Annotated in this window: 21 protein-coding genes; 10 read left to right on the forward strand and 11 right to left on the reverse strand. The window is 72.5% G+C overall.

Annotation, left to right across the window (positions count from 1 at the left end; translation table 11 throughout):
* Nucleotides 1–44: 44 nt before the first annotated feature.
* Together JWR81_RS33800 and JWR81_RS33805 are read left to right on the forward strand one after the other, a co-directional pair.
* Nucleotides 45–458 (forward strand): SCP2 sterol-binding domain-containing protein, encoded by a 414-nt coding sequence (locus JWR81_RS33800; RefSeq protein WP_297662085.1) that lies wholly within the window; start codon nucleotides 45–47, stop codon nucleotides 456–458.
* An 8-nt stretch (nucleotides 459–466) separates the two neighbouring features.
* A complete protein-coding gene (locus tag JWR81_RS33805; protein ID WP_297662087.1) occupies nucleotides 467–1,738 on the forward strand; it encodes a cytochrome P450 in 1,272 nt (423 codons plus the stop codon).
* A 173-nt stretch (nucleotides 1,739–1,911) separates the two neighbouring features.
* Here JWR81_RS33805 and JWR81_RS33810 read toward each other — a convergent pair whose 3' ends face one another.
* From JWR81_RS33810 to JWR81_RS33830, 5 genes are read right to left on the reverse strand one after another with little or no spacing between them, the layout of a single operon-like run.
* Nucleotides 1,912–2,991 carry an NADH:flavin oxidoreductase/NADH oxidase gene (locus JWR81_RS33810; protein WP_297662089.1) on the reverse strand — a complete coding sequence of 360 codons (1,080 nt, stop codon included), beginning with the start codon at nucleotides 2,989–2,991 and terminating at the stop codon, nucleotides 1,912–1,914.
* Between the two features lie 56 nt (nucleotides 2,992–3,047).
* The gene (locus JWR81_RS33815; RefSeq protein WP_297662091.1) at nucleotides 3,048–3,803 is read right to left on the reverse strand and encodes an SDR family oxidoreductase; all 756 of its coding nucleotides are present in this window, start codon (nucleotides 3,801–3,803) and stop codon (nucleotides 3,048–3,050) included.
* On the reverse strand, nucleotides 3,800–4,303 hold the full coding sequence (locus JWR81_RS33820) for an aromatic-ring-hydroxylating dioxygenase subunit beta (protein ID WP_297662093.1): 504 nt from the start codon (nucleotides 4,301–4,303) through the stop codon (nucleotides 3,800–3,802). The genes JWR81_RS33815 and JWR81_RS33820 overlap by 4 nt, the downstream gene beginning before the upstream one ends.
* Complete coding sequence (locus JWR81_RS33825) at nucleotides 4,300–5,577, reverse strand: aromatic ring-hydroxylating dioxygenase subunit alpha (protein ID WP_297662095.1); 1,278 nt, start codon at nucleotides 5,575–5,577, stop codon at nucleotides 4,300–4,302. Before JWR81_RS33825 ends, JWR81_RS33820 begins: the two co-directional genes overlap by 4 nt.
* Nucleotides 5,574–6,563, reverse strand: a complete 990-nt coding sequence (locus JWR81_RS33830) for an amidohydrolase family protein (RefSeq protein WP_297662097.1) — start codon at nucleotides 6,561–6,563, stop codon at nucleotides 5,574–5,576. Before JWR81_RS33830 ends, JWR81_RS33825 begins: the two co-directional genes overlap by 4 nt.
* An 86-nt stretch (nucleotides 6,564–6,649) precedes the next feature.
* Between JWR81_RS33830 and JWR81_RS33835 the strand changes: the two genes are divergently transcribed.
* From JWR81_RS33835 to JWR81_RS33845, 3 genes are read left to right on the forward strand one after another with little or no spacing between them, the layout of a single operon-like run.
* The gene (locus JWR81_RS33835; protein WP_297662104.1) at nucleotides 6,650–7,324 is read left to right on the forward strand and encodes a FadR/GntR family transcriptional regulator; all 675 of its coding nucleotides are present in this window, start codon (nucleotides 6,650–6,652) and stop codon (nucleotides 7,322–7,324) included.
* A 51-nt stretch (nucleotides 7,325–7,375) separates the two neighbouring features.
* Nucleotides 7,376–8,437, forward strand: coding sequence for an extradiol ring-cleavage dioxygenase (locus JWR81_RS33840; RefSeq protein WP_297662106.1), 1,062 nt, complete (start codon nucleotides 7,376–7,378; stop codon nucleotides 8,435–8,437).
* Complete coding sequence (locus JWR81_RS33845) at nucleotides 8,434–9,225, forward strand: alpha/beta hydrolase (protein ID WP_297662108.1); 792 nt, start codon at nucleotides 8,434–8,436, stop codon at nucleotides 9,223–9,225. Before JWR81_RS33840 ends, JWR81_RS33845 begins: the two co-directional genes overlap by 4 nt.
* Here the strand turns inward: JWR81_RS33845 and JWR81_RS33850 are convergent.
* From JWR81_RS33850 to JWR81_RS33860, 3 genes are read right to left on the reverse strand one after another with little or no spacing between them, the layout of a single operon-like run.
* Nucleotides 9,191–10,255: a hypothetical protein gene (locus JWR81_RS33850; protein WP_297662111.1), complete on the reverse strand. Its 1,065-nt coding sequence runs from the start codon at nucleotides 10,253–10,255 to the stop codon at nucleotides 9,191–9,193. The genes JWR81_RS33845 and JWR81_RS33850 overlap by 35 nt on opposite strands.
* Complete coding sequence (locus JWR81_RS33855; RefSeq protein WP_297662113.1) at nucleotides 10,256–10,810, reverse strand: hypothetical protein; 555 nt, start codon at nucleotides 10,808–10,810, stop codon at nucleotides 10,256–10,258. It abuts the gene before it with no gap.
* Between the two features lie 50 nt (nucleotides 10,811–10,860).
* Nucleotides 10,861–11,733 carry an enoyl-CoA hydratase/isomerase family protein gene (locus tag JWR81_RS33860; RefSeq protein ID WP_297662115.1) on the reverse strand — a complete coding sequence of 291 codons (873 nt, stop codon included), beginning with the start codon at nucleotides 11,731–11,733 and terminating at the stop codon, nucleotides 10,861–10,863.
* A 55-nt stretch (nucleotides 11,734–11,788) separates the two neighbouring features.
* On the opposite strand from JWR81_RS33860, the gene JWR81_RS33865 reads away from it, so the two are divergent.
* Genes JWR81_RS33865 through JWR81_RS33875 form a run of 3 tightly spaced genes read left to right on the forward strand, consistent with a single transcriptional unit; the run spans nucleotide 11,789 to nucleotide 14,338 of the window.
* Nucleotides 11,789–12,610, forward strand: coding sequence for an enoyl-CoA hydratase-related protein (locus JWR81_RS33865; protein ID WP_297662116.1), 822 nt, complete (start codon nucleotides 11,789–11,791; stop codon nucleotides 12,608–12,610).
* Nucleotides 12,607–12,807 (forward strand): ferredoxin, encoded by a 201-nt coding sequence (locus JWR81_RS33870; RefSeq protein ID WP_297662117.1) that lies wholly within the window; start codon nucleotides 12,607–12,609, stop codon nucleotides 12,805–12,807. Before JWR81_RS33865 ends, JWR81_RS33870 begins: the two co-directional genes overlap by 4 nt.
* Complete coding sequence (locus tag JWR81_RS33875; protein WP_297662119.1) at nucleotides 12,800–14,338, forward strand: class I adenylate-forming enzyme family protein; 1,539 nt, start codon at nucleotides 12,800–12,802, stop codon at nucleotides 14,336–14,338. The genes JWR81_RS33870 and JWR81_RS33875 overlap by 8 nt, the downstream gene beginning before the upstream one ends.
* Here the strand turns inward: JWR81_RS33875 and JWR81_RS33880 are convergent.
* Together JWR81_RS33880 and JWR81_RS33885 are read right to left on the reverse strand one after the other, a co-directional pair.
* Nucleotides 14,308–15,360: an MBL fold metallo-hydrolase gene (locus JWR81_RS33880; RefSeq protein WP_297662121.1), complete on the reverse strand. Its 1,053-nt coding sequence runs from the start codon at nucleotides 15,358–15,360 to the stop codon at nucleotides 14,308–14,310. The genes JWR81_RS33875 and JWR81_RS33880 overlap by 31 nt on opposite strands.
* Nucleotides 15,357–16,715: an aldehyde dehydrogenase family protein gene (locus JWR81_RS33885; RefSeq protein ID WP_297662123.1), complete on the reverse strand. Its 1,359-nt coding sequence runs from the start codon at nucleotides 16,713–16,715 to the stop codon at nucleotides 15,357–15,359. The genes JWR81_RS33880 and JWR81_RS33885 overlap by 4 nt, the downstream gene beginning before the upstream one ends.
* 55 nt (nucleotides 16,716–16,770) lie before the next feature.
* Here JWR81_RS33885 and JWR81_RS33890 point away from each other — a divergent pair, with 55 nt between their 5' ends.
* Together JWR81_RS33890 and JWR81_RS33895 are read left to right on the forward strand one after the other, a co-directional pair.
* The gene (locus JWR81_RS33890) at nucleotides 16,771–17,967 is read left to right on the forward strand and encodes a cytochrome P450 (protein ID WP_297662124.1); all 1,197 of its coding nucleotides are present in this window, start codon (nucleotides 16,771–16,773) and stop codon (nucleotides 17,965–17,967) included.
* Nucleotides 17,964–19,265 (forward strand): CaiB/BaiF CoA-transferase family protein, encoded by a 1,302-nt coding sequence (locus JWR81_RS33895; RefSeq protein ID WP_297662127.1) that lies wholly within the window; start codon nucleotides 17,964–17,966, stop codon nucleotides 19,263–19,265. The genes JWR81_RS33890 and JWR81_RS33895 overlap by 4 nt, the downstream gene beginning before the upstream one ends.
* Nucleotides 19,266–19,676: 411 nt before the next feature.
* Here JWR81_RS33895 and JWR81_RS33900 read toward each other — a convergent pair.
* On the reverse strand, nucleotides 19,677–19,867 hold a 191-nt coding region (locus JWR81_RS33900; RefSeq protein ID WP_297662130.1), incomplete at its 5' end, for an SDR family oxidoreductase.

Genomic DNA, 19,867 nt, shown 5'->3' on the forward strand with positions numbered 1-19,867 from the left:
TTACGTTACGCCCCACCTTCAAGACCCGACGCCGGGAGGAACGCGTGCCAGGTTTCACATCCGAGGACGAGCTGTACCGCTACATCGGCGGCATCTTCGAGACGGCGCTGGAGGATCCCGACCTCGCGCCCAGACTGGAGGCCACCGGTCTGGTGCTGCGCATGCAGTGCACCGAGCCCGACAGCGGCCTGGTGATCGACCTGCCCGGCCACAAGGTGCACAAGGTCGCGGACGGCGCCGCACCCGATTCGCAGGCGACCATGACGATGAGCACCGAGACCGCCAACGCCTACTGGCAGGGCAAGGTCAACCTGACGTTCGCGATGGCGAAGGGCAAGGTGAAGGTCGACGGCACCGTCACCAAGCTGCTGCAGCTCGCGCCGCTGTCGAAGAAGCTCTTCCCCGTCTACGTCGAGCGGCTCAGGGCCGACGGCCGCGACGACCTCGTGGTGGGGTGACCGCTCCCATGACCACGCCCGGGACCCGGCCCCACGATCCCCTCGACATCTCCTCGCTCGCGTTCTGGGCGAAGACCCCCGCCGAGCGCGACGCCGTGTTCGCGCAGCTGCGCCGCGAGCGTCCGATCTCCTGGCACCGGCCCGCGGAGACGGAGCTGCTGCCCAACGACGAGGACCCGGGCTTCTGGGCCCTGACGCGCAACGCCGACATCGTGGCCGTCAGCCGCAACGCCGACGTGTTCGCGTCCGGGCAGGAGTTCGGCGGCGTCATGCTCGAGGACGTGCCCGAGGACGTCCTGGAGGCGGCACACTCCGTGCTCGCGATGGACGCGCCGCGGCACGTCGAGCAGCGCAAGCTGATCAGCTCGGTGTTCACGCCGCGGCGCGTCGCGAAGATCGAGGGCCAGATCCGCCGGCAGGCCAAGGGCATCGTCGACACGATCGCCCCGCTCGGCGAGATCGAGTTCGTGGAACAGGTCTCCGCGCGCCTGCCTGTCCGGACGATCTCGGAGATGATCGGCATCGCCGACGCCGACCGCGACCGGGTCGCGGCCGCCGCCAACGCGATGGTCGGCTGGAACGACCCCGAGTTCGTCGGCGACGGCGACGCGATGGGCGTGCTGCTCGACGCCCTGATGACGCTGCACACCGTGGCGTTCGAGCTGGTGGAGGCCCGGCGGGCGGAGCCCCGCGACGACCTCATCACCGCGCTGGTCCGGGCGGAGATCAACGGGGCGACGCTCACCGAGGAGGAGATCGCGTCCTTCTTCGTGCTGCTCTGCGTGGCGGGCAACGACACCACGCGCCAGACAGCGACCCACACGATCCTCGCGCTGCAGGAGCACCCGGACCAGAAGGCGCTCCTGCTGGCGGACTTCGAGGGCCGCATCGGCCCGGCCACCGAGGAGTTCGTGCGCTGGGCCAGCCCGGTGCTGACGTTCCGCCGCACGGCCCGCGTCGACGCGGTGGTGGGCGGGCAGCCGATCGCCGCGGGCGAGAAGGTGGTGCTGTTCTACCGCTCGGGCAACCAGGACGAGACGGCGTTCGACCATCCCGAGCGCTTCGACATCACCCGCTCCCCCAACCCGCACGTCGGGTTCGGCGGCGGGGGCCCGCACTTCTGCCTGGGCAGCCACCTGGCCCGCATGCAGCTCACGGCGCTGTTCCGCGAGCTGCTGAGCCGCCTGCCCGACCTGACGGTGGGCCGGCCGGAGTACCTGGCGGGCAACTTCATCAACGGCATCAAGCGGCTGCCGGCCCGGTTCACGCCGGTCGGCTGAGCTCGATCGGCGCGAGATGAGGGTTTCCGCGGTTCGACCGACGACAACGCCCAGTCGATCATCGGATCAGCGCCTCGAAGCGGCACTCCCCTCACGGGGGTGAGGGAGCGCGAGTGCGCCCTCACGGCGGTGCGATCAGGCAACGACCACCGTGAGGGTGCGTTCGGCAGGTGTCAGCGCCAGGCGCCGCGCGTGTAGTTCACGGGGTAGGGCGCGTCCGTCGCCGGGATGCCCAGCTCGTGCGCGGCGCGCAGCGGCCAGGCCGGCTCCCGCAGGGCCGCGCGGGCGAACAGCACCACGTCGGCGTCGCCGTCGTCGAGGATCTGCTGGGCCTGCGCCGGGTCGGTGATGAGGCCGACGGCGCCGGTGGCCACGCCCGCCTTCGCGCGGACGTCGTGGGAGAAGGGCACCTGGTAGCCGGGCCCGACGGTGATCTCCTGGCGCGCGTCGAGGCCGCCGGAGCTGACGTCGACCAGGTCCACGCCGTGCTCCTTCAGGACGGCCGACAGCTCGCACGACTCCTCGACGGTCCAGCCGCCCTCGACCCAGTCGGTGGCCGAGAGGCGCACCAGCAGGGGCTTGTCGGCGGGCCAGGCGCTGCGCACGGCGTCGACGACCTCCACGATCAGCCGCGTCCGGTTCTCGAAGGACCCGCCGTAGGTGTCGGTGCGGTGGTTGGCCAGCGGCGAGAGGAACTGGTGCAGCAGGTAGCCGTGCGCCCCGTGCAGCTCGACGACGTCGAACCCAGCGGCGTCGGCCCGGCGCGCGGCGGCGGCGAAGTCGTCCACCACGCCGCGGATCTCCTCGGCCGACAGGGCTTGCGGCTCCGCGTACCCCTGGAAGGCCGCGGCCGACGGCCCGACCGCGTCCCAGCCGCCCTCGGCCGCGGGCACGGTCCCCTCGCCCCGCCACGGGGAGAACGTCGACGCCTTGCGTCCCGCGTGCGCGAGCTGCGTGCCGGCCGCGGCGCCCTGCGCGTGCAGGAACCCGACGATGCGCGACCACGCGGCCTGCTGCTCGTCGTTCCAGATGCCGACGTCCTGGGGGCTGATCCGGCCCTCGGACGACACGGCGTTGGCCTCGGTGATCACCAGGCCGAACCCGCCGGTGGCCCGGGCGCCGAGGTGGACGAGGTGCCAGTCGGTGGGGACGCCGTCCCGGGCCTCGACGGCGTACTGGCACATCGGCGCGAGCCAGATGCGGTTGCGGACCGTGAGCCCACGCAGCGTGATGGGGTCGAACAAGCTCGTCATGATCGTCGCAACCGGGTCGGGCCCCCGAACATGCCCGGACAGGGCCCGGATGTGGCTCAGCCCATGCTGCTGCCGCCGTTGACGCTGATCGTCTGCCCCGTCACGAACGACGCGTCCGGCCGGGCCAGGAACGCGACCACGGCGGCCACCTCGTCAGGCTCGGCGCCGCGGCCCATCGGGATGAGACCCACGGCGTCGTCGAGCACGACGCCCAGCCGCGGCGGGATCGCCCCGGCGTCCAGGGCGGCGCCGAGCTCGGGCGTGCGCGTGTAGGACGGCGCCACGGTGTTGACCAGCACGCCGCTGCCGGCGAACTCGCGCGCGAGCCCCGTGGCGAGCGCGTGCACACCGCCCTTGGCCGCGTTGTAGACGGCGTGGTCGGTGAGCCCGTTGCGCACGGACTCGGCCCCGATGTTGACGATCCGCCCGCCGCCGCGCTCGACCATGTGCGGGAGCACGGCGAGGCAGCAGCGCAGGGTGGTCCAGAGGTTGTTGTCGATCGTGGCCCGCAGCGTCTCCTCGGTGTGCTCCAGCGTGGGCCGGATGACGCCGCCGCCGGCGTTGTTGACGAGCACGTCCACGCCGCCGAGCACGTCCACCGCCGCGGCCAGCAGGGCGTCGGCGGTGCCGGGGGCCGCGAGGTCGCCGGCGAACCCTGACGCCTCGGACGGGGCGTTCTTCAGCTCGGCGTCGTCCCGGGCCGCGACGAGCACGGCGGCGCCGTCGGCGAGCAGGCGCTTCGTGATCGCGAGCCCGATGCCGGTGGCGCCGCCCGTGACGATCGCGCTGCGTCCGGCCAGGGGCGCGCTCACAGGATGATGGCGACGTCGGCGACCTGGCGCAGCGAGGTCATGATGAGCACCGCGCGCTTGGACCGGATCCGCAGCTGTCCGTCCACCCTCCGCAGGCGGTAGGTGTAGCGCCCGACGTAGGACGTGGAGCGCTCCCCGCGGAAGCGCCACACCACGAACTCCGCGACGACGGGCAGCTCGTCCCTCTCGACGGGACGCAGCCGGACGTTCGTCACCTGGTGGCTCGTGGCCGAGTGCGGGTACTCGCGGTGGGCCTTGCGGCTGTTGAGCCGTTCCACCCGCGACGCCAGTCGCAGCATGTTGTCGTCGACCAGGACGAGGTCGCGCGACGGGTCGCCGTCCGGGGCGTCGTTGCAGGGGACGACGTACCGGCAGTCGTCGGTGAAGAGGGCGAGCCAGCGGTCGAGGTCCCAGTCGTCGAGGAGCTCGGCCTCGGTGTAGAGGAAGTCCTCCACCTCGGTACGGGTGACGGTGTGCAGGTCACCGAGCACGGCGGTCATCGCGGGTCCCCGGTGATGTCGTCGTTCCATCGGCGCCAGAACGCTCGCATCTGTTCCTCGTCGTTGGCCACGGGTTCGCGCGCCATGCCGCGCGAGATGTCGTTCCACTCGATGCCGCCGCTGCGGAACCCCTGCTGGCACGACTCGAGGGCCTCGATGTCGTCGGGCGTGGCGAACCCGCCGGGGCCGAGGAAGGTGAGGAAGCTGTCGAGCCGGCGCTGGCGCAGCTGCGGCAGCTCGTCGCGCGGAGCCAGCTCCCAGGCCGTGACCTCCATGCGGTCGGCCGACGTCGGCATGAACGTCCGCACGGTGATCGCCATGATGTCGTTGACCACGAGGTTCGGGTAGATGAGCAGGTTGCGGTTGGTGTCGGCCATCCGCCGGGCCCGGTCCTCGCCGTAGCGGTCGACGAGGTCGGCACGGATGCGGCTGATCTCCTCGCGCGCGTCCTCGCCGAACAGCGGCTCCCACTTGGCCACCGGGCGCCCCCAGGGCGCGCTGTACTCGAGCACCGCGTGCCCGTTGCCCAGCGCCGTGGCGGTGCCGGCGACACCGCCGGCCAGGCTCGTGCCCAGCGCCGTGAGGTACTTGAAGTAGGTGTCGTGCGTAGGCACGGCGTGGTAGCCGTCGACGCTGTTCTCCGCCAGCAGCTTCCAGTTGGCGTCGATGGCGTAGGCGTTGGTGCCCGTGATGATCTCGGCGTCGCCCGTGGCGTCGACGATGAGGTCGAGGTACTCCGCTGCCCCCGCCAGGTACTCGACGAGCCCGACGACACCCGGGTCGAAGCACGCGAAGACGAACCCGCGGTAGCTCTCCACGCGCGCCACCGAACGCAGCCCGAGAGCGCCGAAGTCGAGGCCGTCGCCGTAGGCCTCGCGGTCCGGGACCCCGACGAGCTTGCCCTCCGTGTCGAACGACCACGCATGGTAGAAGCACTGGAAGACCTTGGCGTTGCCGGTGTCCTTGCGGCACACCATCGCACCGCGGTGCGGGCAGGTGTTGTGGAAGACCTTCACGTCGCCGGCCTTGGACCGCACCATGAACACCTGGCGGCTGCCGACCGGACGGCGGACGTAGTCGCCGGGCTCGCGGATCTCCGACTCGTGGCCGACGTAGAGCCAGCAGCGGCCGAAGATGCGCTCGACCTCGAGCGCGAACACGTCCGGCGAGGTCATGGTGGAGCGGTGGACCCGGAAGCGGTGGTGCTCGTGGTCCTCCTCGACGAGAGCGCAGGCCGTCCTGTCGTCGATGGTCCTGTCGTCGATGACGGTCATGCGGTCGCTCCGATGCGGTCGAGGAGGGGCAGCGCGTTGTCGCGGCGGATCGCGGCGGCCAGGGACGCGTCGACGCCGTCGAGCACCGCCCCGGGCGGCGACTCCCGCGCCGTGAACGGGTAGTCGGTGCCCAGCAGCACGTGCCCGGCCCCGAAACGGGTGACGGAGAGGTCGAGGCTGGCCGACTCGTAGGTCAGCGAGTCGCACCACAGCTCCCGCGCACGGACGCTGGGAGCGGGTTCGTCGCCGCGGCCGGCCAGCACCATGCCGCGGTCGAGCCGCGGCAGGATCTGTGGCAGCGCTCCCCCGCCGTGGGCCAGGCACAGCCGCATCCCGGGACGGCGCGGGCGGCCGGTGAGCAGCCCGGCAGCCGCGGTGGCGGTCTCGACGGGCATGCCGAGTCCGAACCCGATGCCCAGCTTCGCGAGCCGCGGGTCGAGCGTGAGGTCGACCGGGTGCACCAGCACGAACGCGCCGCGGTCGGCGGCGGCGTCGAAGAACGGGTCGAGCACCGGGTCGTTCAGCTCGACGTCCCCCACGCGCGTGCCGATCTCGACCCCGAGGAAGCCCAGCTCGTCGACGCAGCGCAGGAGCTCCGCGACGGCCCGCTGCGGGTCCTGCAGCGGCACGGCACCGAGCGCGAACAGCCGGCCGGGGGCCTGCGCGACGAGGTCGGCGAGGAAGTCGTTCTGCGCCGCGGCGAGCACCGCGGCGCCGTCGGCGGGCTGCTCGTGGCACAGCGTCACGGGGATGGGCGACACGACCTGCGCGGCCACGCCCTCGGCGTCCATGTCACGCAGGCGGCGGGCGGCGGACCAGCAACGGTCGTCGATCTCCCGGTACACGGCGCCGTTCCGCATGATGCGCGCGTTCGTCTCCGAGTACCGCTCGACCGACGGCCACTCGCCGGGATGCGCGGCGAGGTCGGGGAGCCGGTCGGCCATCGCATGCGTGTGGACATCGATGATGCCCTCGGGAACCACCACGGCTCACCCTCCGACGTCGACGTCCGGGCGGCCACGCTAACAATCCTGCATACAGGAATTCAAGAGATTGCCCTACGCTGTCCGCCATGACCTCGCGTGCCCAGCAGGTGGCCACCGCCATCGAGGACGAGCTGCTCGCCGCGCGCACACCCGTGGGCACCTCGCTGGGGCGGCGCACCGACCTCATGGAGCGCCACGGCGTCAGCCCGACCGTCATGAACGAGACGCTGCGCATCCTGCGCGACCGCGGGCTCGTCGTCGTCAGGCCCGGGCCCGGCGGCGGGGTGTTCGTGGCGAGCCGACCGCCGCAGGTCCGGCTCGGCGCGCTGGACCTGTGGTTCTCCGGATCGGGCACCGATCCCGTCGATCTGTTCGAGGCGCGCACGCACCTCGAGGACGTCCTGACCTCGGTCGCACTGGACCGCGCCGGCCCCTCGGACGTGCGCGACATGGAGTGGGCGGTCGAGGAGATGCGCGGCGCCGCCGACGCGCGCGCCTACCTGGAGGCGAACCTGCGCCTGCACCGGGCCGTCGCGCGCGCGGCACGGATCCCGGTGCTGGCGGGGATGTACGAGGCGATCGCCGCGATCATCACCGGCACGCTGACCCGTGCCGAGCTGCTGCCCGGCCACGAGGAGATGTACGGCCGCAACATCGAGGTGCACGCCGAGATCGTGGCCGCCATCCGCGAGCGCGACCGGGAGGCGCTCACCAAGCTCATGGACCTCCACCGCGAGGACCTGGTCCGCGCCACCTCTTGAATCCCGTATGCAGGATTGCCTAGGCTCGGCGTCGAGCGCGAGGAGGCGGTCATGGCGGAGTTTCTCGGCCTCGGCATCACCCACTACCCCCTGCTGGCGGGCACCGACGAGCACATGGCCGGGTTGCTGCGCTGGACGTTGACCGATCCGGACATCCCGGATGCGGTCAAGGACCCGACCAGCTGGCCACCGCTGATGCAGCGGGAGTGGGGTGACGACGGCGGGGTGGCCGCCGCCGCGCACCACCGCGCCGCGCTGGTCGAGGGGTTGGCGCGGTGCCGCAAGGAGCTCGACGAGTTCCGGCCCGACGTCGTGCTCGTGTGGGGCGACGACCAGTACGAGAACTTCCGCGAGGAGGTCGTGCCGCCGTTCTGCGTGCTCGCCTACGGCAGGACAGAGGTGCACCCCTTCGAGCTGATGACCGAGCGCGGCAGCCCCAACGCGTGGGGCATGCCCGACGACACCACGTTCACCCTCCACGGCGACGCGCGGGCCTCCCGGGAGCTGGCCGACGGCCTGCTGAACGCCGGGTTCGACGTCGCCTACTCCTACGCCAAGCGTGAGGGCGCGCCGTTCCCGCACGCCATCGGCAACACCCAGATGTTCCTCGACTACGACCACGCGGGGACCGAGTTCCCCTACAAGATCATTCCGATCACCGTGAACTGCTACGGGCAGCACGCCATCGCCCGGCAGGGCGGCCTCGCCCGGTTCGCCGACATCTCGGCCGAGCAGCTCGACCCGATCGGCCCGACGCCCGCGCGCTGCATGGACCTCGGCGCCGCCGTCGCCCGCACGCTCGCCGCGGGCGACAAGCGGGTGGCGCTCGTGGCGTCGTCGAGCTGGTCGCACGCGTTCCTCGTGGACAAGGACTGGCACCTGCGGCCCGACACGGCGGCCGACCAGCGCCTCTACGACGCGTTGGTCGCCGGCGACACCGACACCTGGCGGGCCGTCACCGGCGCCGACGTCGTCGACGCCGGCCAGCACGAGATGTTGAACTGGTTCTGCCTGGTCGGAGCCATGAAGGAGCTGGGCATGCCACTGGACTGGTCGACGTTCGTCACCACCGACGTCTTCAACTCCAACAAGTGCTTCGCGGTGTACAAGTGAGGGTCGCCGTGGGGGACATCGACACCTTCTACCTGGAGGAAGGCGCGGGCGACCCCGTCCTGCTCCTGCACGGCTCGGGCCCCGGTGTCTCGGCGTACGCCAACTGGCAGCACACGATCCCCGGGCTGTCGGGCGAGTTCCGCGTGCTGGCGCCCGACATCGTCGGCTACGGCGCCACGTCCCGTCCCGACGACGTCGTCTACTCGCTGCGGACCTGGACCGACCACGTCGTCGGCTTCATGGACGCCCTGGGCATCGAGCGGGCGGCGTTCGTCGGCAACTCGCTGGGCGGGCGCATCTCCCTCGACCTCGCCGGGCGGTACCCGGACCGCGTCAGCCGCATGGTGCTGATGGGCGCGCCCGGCGTCGGCATGGTGATCACCGAGGGGCTCAAGGCGCTGCGGGCGTACGAGCCGTCCCCGGAGAACATGCGGACCCTGCTGCTCGACCACTTCGCGATCGACAAGTCGATCATCACCGACGAGCTGGTGCGCATCCGGTACGAGGCCAGCGTGGAGACCTACGACGCCTACCGGGCCATGTTCTTCGACCCCCGCCATGCCGGCAACGAGCTCGGCATGACCGAGGAGCAGGCCCGCGCGATCACCACGCCCAGCCTGTTGGTGCACGGCCGGGAGGACTCCGTGGTCTCCCCCGAGGTCGCGTGGACGATGGTGCAGCTCCTGCCCAACGCCGACCTGCACGTCTTCGCCCGCTGTGGGCACTGGACCCAGATCGAGCGGGCCGCGGAGTTCAACGCACTTGTGGGAGCGTTCCTCCGCGGCTGACCCCGCGAGTCGAACCCGATGGGACGCGAGTCGCTACGACGTGGTGCGCGAGTCGGGCTGCGGCGGCGGCACGGGGGCCCGCGCGGACCAGGGCTGCAGGCGGCCCCGGCCACTGCGGGCCCGGGCCGGGGCCGAGCGCCGCCACCTCGTCGTCGATCGCGTAGGTGATCCGGTAGGCCACCAGCGACGCGGCGGCCTCGACCCAGCGCCCGGTGGCACCACGCGCCGGGTCCCCCAGCGCGGACACGAACCACTGCGGGAACAGCGCCTCCCGGGCCACGGCGTCGCCCACTCGCTGCCGCGCCACGTCGTGGATCCCTCGTTCGGCCCGGACCCCGGCTTCGAGGTCCGGCGCGTCGGTGCCGCGGAGCCTGTCGTCGGCCGCGATGCGGTCGGCCGCGTCCTCCGCTTCCGCGCGCGCCGCGTCCCGGTCGGCGTCCAGCTCGGCGAGCTCGTGGCGCAGCGCGAGGAAGCCCTCGGCCGCGGCGCGATGACCGGCCTCGCCGACAGGCGTGGCCGCCAGCCGCGCGCTCAGGGCCAGCGCGCGCAGCCGCTTGTCCCTGCGGGCGCGTTCCCGCGCCGGCCAGGCATCCACACGACCCTTGAGACGGACCCGTTCCGCGTCCGGGAGGTGGTGCGAGCGCAGGTCCGCCGCGCGGCGGACGGCGGCGGCGAGGTCGGCCAGGCCGTCGTCGCGGGCGTCCAGCACGGCGACCTCGTGGCCGGCCTGCAGGCGCAGGCGCCGATCCATCTCCTCGTAGCGGGCCCGGAGCTCGGAGATCTGCCGCTCGTGGCGCTGCGCGGTCTCGTGACGGGCCCGAACCTCGTCCGCGATGCGGCTCTCGGCGTCCTCGATCCGGCGCTCCAGCTCCTTGATCGTGGACCGGGCCCTCGCCAGCTCCCCCGACACCCGGGTCAGGTCGGCCGAGGCGCCGGCGTTGCGCCTGCCGACCTCCCCGCTTGACGCCGCGAGGCTGCGCTCCAAGTTCTTGATCTTCCCTTGCAGGGCGGTGATCTCCTTGTCCGCCACTCAGCTCTCCCCCGCCGGGCGGCGCGTCAGGTCCGGCAGCAGGCCGAGGCAGTGCGCGACGGCGACCGCCGCGAGCACCAGTGCGATCGCGACTCCCCACCAGGGCAGCACCCCGGCCGCGGCGACGAGCAGCGCAGCACCGCCGACGAGGCACGCCCCCGCGTCGAGCCGCCCGGTCAGGCTGCCGGGGCGGGGGCCGATCAGGTCCGCCGCGGCGAGCACGACCGCGACGACCACCACCAGCGCCACCCCGACGGCGCCCCACAGGTGGAGCCAGCCGCCGGTGAGGCCGGCGACCAGCATCGCGGCCGCGGCGACGACGAGCGCCAGGACGGTGCCGGCGACGATCCGATGGGTGATCCCCGCGTTCACGTCCTCCCGCCGCTCGTCGGCATGCTGCTCGGCATCGAGGAGCTGCGCGGTCAGATCGAAGAGGGCGTCCACCTCGGGCCGGTCCACGTCTCCGTCGGCCAGCCGCCCCAGCGACGCGTGGCGGCCCCGGAGCTCCTCCTGCAGCGCCGCCGTGCGGGCGTCGGGGCCGGGCACGTCGTCCATCACCCCATCGTGGGACACGACAGGGTCGGCCACAACGAGCCACGCCCGGGTCAGGTCTCCCGAGGTCCTTCTCGGTAGTGCCGGTCGCGATCGGCGAACGCGTCCCGGGTGCCCCGCTTCCCGCGCTCGCGCAGGAAGTTGTACTCGTCGTCCTCGAAGCGCAGGTTGGTGCCGAGCGTGTGACCGACGGCCCCACGCAGGAACTGCTGGGTGCCGCCGAGGCTGTCGAGCGCCATGGTGTGCAGAGCCCTGCCGGTGACGAGCGCGTCACGCGGATGCTGGGCGATGCGCCGCGCCCACTCCTCCACCGTGGACTCCAGCTCCTCCTCGGGCACCGAGCGGTTGGCCAGCCCCATCTCGACGGCGTCCGCCCCGTTGAACTCCTCGCCGAGCAGCAGCAGCTCGCGAGCCTTCTTGGCGCCGTACATGAGGATCTGCGTGTTGAGGTGCCAGGTGTTGCCGGCCAGCCCGAAGCGCTGCTCGGCGTGGCTGAAGCGGGCGGTGTCGGCGGCGATCGCGAGGTCCACCAGCTCGACGAGGTAGAGCCCCGCGCCCGTGCACACGCCCTGGACCTGGGCGATCACCGGCTTCGCCGCGTAGTGGAACGCCATGTAGGCCTCGCCGAGGCGACGGTCGCGCCGCAGCCGGGACCGCTGGCTCGGCCGCCGCGGGGGCTTCCCGCCGGCGCCCGGGTCGAGGCCGTAGGAACGCACGGCGTCGTCGTAGTCGTGGCCGGCGCAGAACGATCGGCCGCGACCCTTGAGCACGATCACCCTGATGTCGTCGTCGTCCTCGGCCTCGTGCAGCAGCTCCACGAGGTGGTCGAGATCGTCGAAGCGCAGCGCGTTGTGCTTGGCGGGGCGGTTGAGCACGAGACGCGCGACGGCGCCGTCTCTCTCGAGAAGCACCGCGTCGTCGTCCATGGCCAATAATCTACAACATCTCGAACTCAGTATCCATCTGTGTAATACTTCTGCCATGGAGCTGAAGGTGACGCGCTACGCCGTCGACGACGACGGCGTCGCCACCGTGTGGCTGCATCGGCCCGAGCGTCGCAACTCCTGGACCGGGCGGATGCACGACGAGTACCGGTGGATCTGCAAGCATCTCGACGACGACCCGGCCGTGCGCGTCATCGTGCTGACGGGCTCGGGCACCACGTTCTGCATCGGCGCCGATCCCAAGGCCCTCTCCGGTTACGTCACCGCCGAGCACTACGACCCGGCGCTGTCGAAGGAGGCCGAGAACCCCGGCTACGGCGTGCGCCCGGAGTTCGACGCCGACATGACCTGGCAGCTGGGCATGCGCGTCCCGATGATCGCCGCGGTGAACGGGGCCTGCGCCGGCATCGCCGTGGCGCTCGCCGCGTTCTGCGACATCCGCTTCGCCGTCGCGGGCGCGAAGGTCACCACGGCGGCACCGAAGCTGGGCCTGCCCGCCGAGTACGGGCTGTCCTGGATCCTGCCCCGCCTGGTCGGCATGACCCACGCCGCCGACATCGTGCTGTCGGGCCGCGTGATCCTGGCCGAGGAGCTCGAACGCATGGGCTTCTTCAACAGGGTGCTGCCCGCAGGGGACTTCGAGACCCACGTCCACGACTACGCCCACCGGATGGCGGCCATGTCCCCGACCGCGGTGACCACGGCCAAGCGCCAGCTCTGGGGCGACCTCCTGCACGACGACCCGCGGGCCGCCATCGAGGAGAGCAAGGCACTGATCGGCAAGCTCATGAACGAACCCGACTACGCCGAGGGCGTGGCGGCATTCCTGGAGAAGCGAGCACCGAGGTTCACCCGATGAGGATCTCCGTCGACCCGACGCTCTGCCAGGGCCACAACCGCTGCACGGCGGTGGCCCCCGAGCTGTTCGACATCGATGACGAGGGCTACGCCTCGGCGATCGGCGACGGCACGGTGTCCGCCGGGTCCGAGGAGCGGGCCCAGCTCGCCGTCGACAACTGCCCGGAGCAGGCCGTGACCCTCCACCGCGATGCCTGACGTGCGGAGCGGCCGCTGGGGCCGCGAGGTCGAGCGCTCCACCGTCGACGGCCACCCCTGCCTCGTCTACACGCAGCGGCCGCGGTCGGTGGCCGAGCTGCTGCTGGAGCGCCGCCGCTGGCCCGACCGCGAGCTGCTCGTGCAGGGCGACCGCCGGATCACCGGTGCCGAGCTGGAACGCCTCGTCGCCCGCGCCGCCGCCGGCCTGCGCGACCGCGGGGTCGGCCCGGGCGACCGCGTGCTGCTGCTGGGCTTCAACAGCGTCGAGTGGGTGGTGGCGTTCTGGGCGCTGCAGTGCCTCGGCGCCGTCGCCGCGCTGGGCAACGCGTGGTGGAGCGACGCGGAGGTGGGCCTCGCCGTCGAGCAGGTGGAGCCGTCGCTCGTGCTGACCGACCGGGCCGTTCCCGGCGCCGTCCGGCTCACCGACCTGGACGGACCCGACGCCCCGCTCGAGCTGCAGCCCGTCACCGAGGACGACTTGGCGCTGATCATGTTCAGCTCCGGCACCACCGGCGCTGCCAAGGGCGTGCTGATGTCGCACCGCTCCGTCGTGGCCAACATCCACAACCTGCTGGTGCTCACCGGCCGCCTCCCCGATGAGCTGCCCGTGAGCCACCCCGGCACGGTCAGCATGCTGTCGGTGCCGCTGTTCCACCTGGCCGGCATCCAGACCAGCATCACCACGCTGCTCTCGGGCGGGCGGATGGTGTTCCTGGAGGGGAAGTTCGACGCGGGCGAGGTGCTGCGGCTCATCGAGCAGGAGCGCGTCCGGGTCTGGGGCTCGATCCCGACCATGGTCTCCCGCGTGCTCGACCATCCCGGCTTCGCGTCGTTCGACACGTCCAGCGTCTCGTCGGTGCCGATGGGCGGGTCGGCCGTATCCCCCGAGCTGCGCGCCCGCGTCTCCACGTCGTTCACCGGTGTCAAGGCACGGGTGGGGAGCCTCTACGGGCTCACCGAGGCCGGGGGCGTGCTGGCCGCGGGCTCCGGCGCCGACATCACGTCACGGCCCTGCGCGGTCGGGAGGGCGCTGCCTGTCGTCGAGCTGACGATCCGTCTCCCCGACGCCGACGGCACCGGGGAGATCGGCGCCCGCACGCCGACGATGACCGGCGGGTACCTCAACGACGCCACACCCATCGCGGACGCCGACGGGTGGATCTTCAGCGGCGACCTCGGCCGCATCGACGACGACGGCTGGCTCTACGTCACCGGCCGCAGCAAGGACGTGATCATCCGCGGCGGGGAGAACATCGCCGCCGCCAACGTCGAGCGCGCCCTGCTCGCCCACCCCGACGTCGTCGAGGTCGCGGTGGTGGCACTCCCCCACGCCGACCTGGGCGAGGAGGTGGCCGCGGCCGTCGTCCTGCGGGGCCCGGCGGACGCCGACGCGCTGCGCGCCCACGCCGCCGGATCACTCGGCCACCACGAGCTGCCGACCCGGTGGTGGTTCCACCCCGGGCCGCTGCCGACGAACCCGAGCGGCAAGATCCTGCGCCGTCAGGTCCGGGAGGATTGGCCCGTCACGTAGTGGTGGACGCCGTCCTCGTCCGTGCGGCGCAGCGTGCCGCCCGCGGCGAGGACGTCGAGGTGCGCCATCGTCTCGGTGACGGCGAGGCAGCGGCCGAAGAGGTCGAGGTCGTCGAAGCGGTGCTCGCGCCGCGTCCAGCGCAGCAGCCGGGCGGCCTCGGCCGCGGTGCTCGCACCGGCCTCGATGGCCGCGCGGGCCTGGGACAACCGCGTGTCGTGGTGCTCCACCAGCTCGTCGACGCGTGCATGCACGCTGGGGCCAGCCGGGCCGTGTGCCGCGAGCAGCCGCCGGTCGGGCAGCTCCCGGACCAGCCGCAACGACCGCAGGTAGTCGCCGAGCGGCAGCGCGGCCGGCGCCTGCTCGAAGCCGATGGACGGCGTGATCCGGGGCAGCACGTGGTCGCCGGCGAACATGACGTCACGGGCCGGGTCGACGAACACCACGTGGCCCCGGGTGTGGCCGGGCGTCGGGTGCATCTCCCAGGTGCCCCCGTCCAGCTCCACGGTGCCGGGAGCGTCGAGCCAGTCGTCGGGGCCGTCCCAGTCCCGCACGTCGTGCTGCGACGGGACCGTGGCCAGCATCTCGCGGCCGAGCGCGTCGGCCCCGCCGCGGTGCAGCTGAATGAGCAGGCCGCCCCACGGCTCGTACTCGGGGTCCTGGGCGGCGGCGAGCGTCGCGCTCTCATCGCGGCCGAGGCTGACGCGCATGCCGAACTCGCGCCGCAGCGTCACGGCGAGCGTGTAGTGGTCGCGGTGCACGTGCGTGACGAGGAAGCGGCGGACGTCGGCGAAGCTGCAGTCCAGCGCTTTCAGGGAACGTTCGAGCAGGTCGCGGGCCTCGACGATGGCCCAGCCGGAGTCGACGAGCACCAGCCCGTCACCGTCGCGGACGGCGTAGACGTTCACCGCGCGCAGCCCGTCCTGCGGGAGCGGCAGCGGGATCCGGTAGACGCCCGGCGCGACCTCGTACGTGCCCGGCGCGGTCCAGTCGCCTGCCGGATCATCCGGCTGGACGGCGCTCATCGGCGCGCCCGGTAGCGCGCCTGCAGGGAGCTGAACTCCTCGAGACCCCAGTGCCCGTTCTCCACACCCACCCCGCTCCACTTCACCCCGCCGAACGGCAGGTGCGGCTCCAACGTCAGGTGATCGTTGACGAAGACGACGCCGGAGTCGATCCGGGACGCTACGTCAGACGCACGGTCGGTGTCGGTGCCCCACACCGATCCCGAGAGCCCGAACGATGTGACGTTGGCGCGATCCACCACCTCGTCGACGGTCCGGTAGGGCATGACCGGCAGCGCGGGGCCGAACTGCTCCTCGTCGACGATGCGAACGCCCTCCGCGACGCCGGTGAGGATCGTCGGGGCGAAGAAGTAGCCGGGGCGGTCGAGCGGGGCGCCGCCGGTGACGGCCGTGGCGCCATGGGCCAGGGCGTCGTCGACGAGGCCGCGGACGCGCTCGAACTGGGGGCGGTTGTTGATCGGGCCGAGCTGGACCCTCGGCTCGTCCCAGGCCCCGACGCGGACAGCCTTCGCACGCTCGGCCAGGGCGTCGACCAGCTCGTCGTGGAGGGACTCGGGCACGTAGACGCGCTTGATGCCGGCGCAGATCTGGCCGTTGTTGATGAACGCGCCCCAGAACAGGTCGCGCGCGAGCGCACCGACGTCGGCGTCGTCGAGGACGATCGCGGCGTCGTTGCCGCCCAGCTCCAGGGTGTGGCGTTTGAGATCGGGCGCGGCCGCGGCGGCGATGCGCTTGCCGGTGGCCACCGACCCGGTGAAGCTGATCTTCCGGACGAGCGGGTGTGCCGTCATCCACGCGCCGAGCTCGTCGCCACCGCTCACGACCGTGACGACGCCGGGCGGCAGCACGCGCTCGATCACCTCGCCCAGCCGGACGGTCGACAGCGGCGTGAACGGCGAGGGCTTGAGCACCACGGTGTTGCCCGCGCGCAGGGCGGGCCCGAGCTTCCAGCCGGCCAGCAGCAACGGAAAGTTCCACGGCGTGATCGCCGCGACCACCCCGAGCGGACGGCGCACGACCTCGGCGTACCCGCGCTCGTCGTCCTGCACCACCTCGCGCGGCAGGCCCAGCTCCGCGCTCGCGCCCAGCCAGCGGGCGGTCTCGGCCACCTCGAACGCGGCCGCCTTCAGCGGTTTGCCCTGCTCGCGGGCCAGCAGTGGGGCCAGCTCGTCCTGCGCGGCCAGCACCGCGTCGGCGGCGGCGACCAGTGCCGCGACCCGCACCGCGTCGTCCTCGCCCCAGTCGCGGGCCGCGTGCGCGGCGGCCATCACGTCGTCCAGTCGCTGCGCACTGCAGTCGGAGGCCTGGGCGAATACCTCGCCGGTCGACGGGTCGACGACATCGAACGTGGTCATGCGCAATACCGTACATGACTCGACACTCAGTCACCTTTGACGTAGAGTATTGGCCATGACCGAGGCGCCAGTGGTGGGCACGGATGGGTTCGACCTCTTCTCCCCCGAGTACCGCAACGATCCCGCCCCGATGTGGGAGGCGGCCCGCGCGAGCGGTTGCCCCGTGGCCCACACCGAGGAGTGGGGCGGCTCGTTCATGCTCACGCGCTTCGAGGACATCCGCGACGCCGCGCGCAACGCCGAGCAGTTCTCGTCCCGTGCCGTGGAGGTGGCGGGGCCGCTGGAGTCGGCGGGCGGGCTGCTGCTGCCCCCGCTGACGTCCGACCCGCCGCAGCACAAGCGCGAACGCGACGTCCTCATGCCGTACTTCCTGCCCGCCCGCACCGCGGCGTACGAGGAGTTCATCCGCACGCAGGCGCGAACCCTGGCGGAGGACATCGCCGCGGGCGGCGGCGGGGACGCGGTGGGCGACTACGCGGAGCACCTCACGCTGGCCGTGCTCACCGAGCTGCTCGGGGTGCCGCCGGGCGGGAGGTTCTCCGAGTGGATGGTGCGGATGATCCGCATCGGCGGGCGCGACCAGGCCGTGCGGGCCGAGGTCGTCCGCGAGATCATCGCCTACCTCGACGGGCTCCTCACCGAGCGCACCGAGCATCGCGGTGACGACCTCATCAGCTACCTCGTCGACGCCGAGATGGACGGTGTGCCGCTCTCGCGCAAGCACAAGCTGGGCTCGGCGTTCCTCGTGCTCATCGCGGGCGCCGACACCACGTGGAGCGCCATCGGCTCGTCGATCTGGCACCTCGCCACCCACGACGACGACCGCAGGCGCCTGCTCACCGAGCCCGCCCTGATGGCCACGGCCGTCGAGGAGTTCCTGCGCGCGTACGCACCGGTGACGGTCGGGCGGATCTCCACGTCCGACGTCGAGCTGCACGGGCGCTGCGTGCACGCCGGGGAGCGGGTGATCCTTCCGTTCGGGGCGGCGAACCGGGACCCGGAGGTGTTCGACGCGCCCGAGGAGGTGCAGATCGACCGCAAGCGCAACCGGCACCTGACGTTCGGCACCGGCGCGCACCGCTGCCTCGGGTCCAACCTCGCGCGCCTCGAGCTGCGCATCGCCATCGAGGAGTGGCTGCGGGTGATGCCGCACTTCCGGCTCACCGACCCGGAGAACATCGAGTGGAGCGGTGGCCAGACTCGCGGGCCGGAGCGCGTGGACGTCGTCGTGGTACCGACGGTGGCCCGATGACCGCGGCCGAAGGTGGAGCGTCGACGACGGGCGCTCCGAAGACAACGGCCTCCGGCGGTGGGCCGAAGACGACGGCCTCCGGCGGTGGGCCGGCGACGGGCGCACCCGGGGCTGCGGCGCCGGCTCCTCTGGCCGGGATCCGGGTCGTCGAGCTGGGGCACTGGATGGCCGCCCCCGCCGCGGGCGGTGTGCTCGCCGACTGGGGCGCCGACGTCGTCAAGATCGAACCGCCCGGCGGCGAGCCCATGCGCACCATCTGGGGATCCGCGGGCGCCAACCCCGACGCCCCCAACGGCGCATTCACCTCGGCGAACCGGGGCAAGCGCTCGATCGAGCTGGACGTCCGCAGCGAAGCGGGCCGCGAGGTGCTCGGCCGGCTGCTCGCCGACGCCGACGTGCTGCTGTCCAACCTGCGCCCGTCCGCCCTGGAACGGCTGGGCCTCTCCCCCGCCGAGGTCCGCGAGCAGTACCCGAGGCTCGTCTTCTGCTCGCTCAGCGCCTACGGCTGGGGCGGCCCCGACCAGGAGCGCGCCGGCTACGACCTCGCCGGCTTCTTCGCCCGTGCGGGCGTCGCCAACGCGATCACCACCCAGGGCACCCCGCCCGCCGCGATGTGGACCGGCATCGGCGACACGTTCACCGCGATGGCCGCCGTCGCCGGCATCAGCGCGGCGCTCGTGGAGCGGGCGACCACCGGGCTCGGCCGCATGGTGGAGGCGTCGCTGCAGCGCACCGGCATGTGGGCGCTGGCCGGGGAGCTGGGCACGCAGGCGATGGGCGGGCGGCCGCGGCCGCCGTACCCGCGCGAGAAGTGCCCCACCCCGATGTACAACTCATACCGCACCGCCGACGACCGCTGGTTCTTCCTGGTCGGTGTCGAGGCGGGCCGGCAGGTGCCCAAGGTGCTGGCCGCGATCGGCCGCGACGACCTCCGCGACGACGAGCGCTTCGCCGGCGCCCGCGCGCTGACGAAGAACCGCGTCGAGGTCGTCGCGATCCTGGACGAGGCGTTCGCCGCCCGGCCCCTCGACCACTGGTCGAAGGTCTTCGACGAGCACGACGTGTTCTGGGCCCCGATCCAGAACGCCGCCGAGGTCCTCGACGACCCTCAGGCCCGAGCCACCGGGGCATGGCTGCGTGTCGAGGGCGCGGGCGTCGAGTCGGTGGACGCCCCGATCCGATGGGACGGCCACGCGCGCGGCACCGTCGCCCCTCCCCCGCGAGCGGGCCAACACACGCGGGAGCTCCTCGAGTCGCTGGGCTACGGCGGGGAGGAGATCGAGTCCCTCCTGCCGTGAGATGCCGCTGAGGGCTGCCGGTTCACGATCGGACAGCCCTGATGATCACCTCACGGGCCCCGGACGAACGGTGCACGGCCCTGCGCGACACCGACCTGGTCCGACCCGGGCCTGGCGCGACCCGAACCGCAGGACCCCCGACCCCAGCCCACCCGGCCTGGCTCGACCCGCATCTGACCGCCGTCCCAGCGCGTGCGCAGGGTGCGCCGGGCGAGGCTGCTCACCGCCGGGATCGCCCGAGCCGCCGTGATCACCACCTCGGGACGTGCAACCGCAGGTGGCGCGGCCGCACGTCCCCACTCGACGATCACGGCCTCCCGACCCCGCGCATGATCACTGGTTCGGGACCGCCGACGGTGCGTGGTGCGGCTCCGCGTCCCGAACCACCGATCATGCCCACCCGTCGTGTCGTCAGCGGATGGTGTTGCCCGCGTCCACCGTCAGGGACAGGCCCGTGACGTAGCGCGACTCGTCGCTCGCCAGGTACAGCACCGCGTCGCTGACGTCGCGCGGCTCGATGAACTTCACCGGCATCGTGTTCAGGAAGATCCCGCCGACACCGGGGTTGTCGGCGATCAGCCGGTCCATGTCGGCCAGGCCGT

It is taken from the genome of Pseudonocardia sp. (assembly GCF_025965585.1).
Classification (GTDB): domain Bacteria; phylum Actinomycetota; class Actinomycetes; order Mycobacteriales; family Pseudonocardiaceae; genus Pseudonocardia.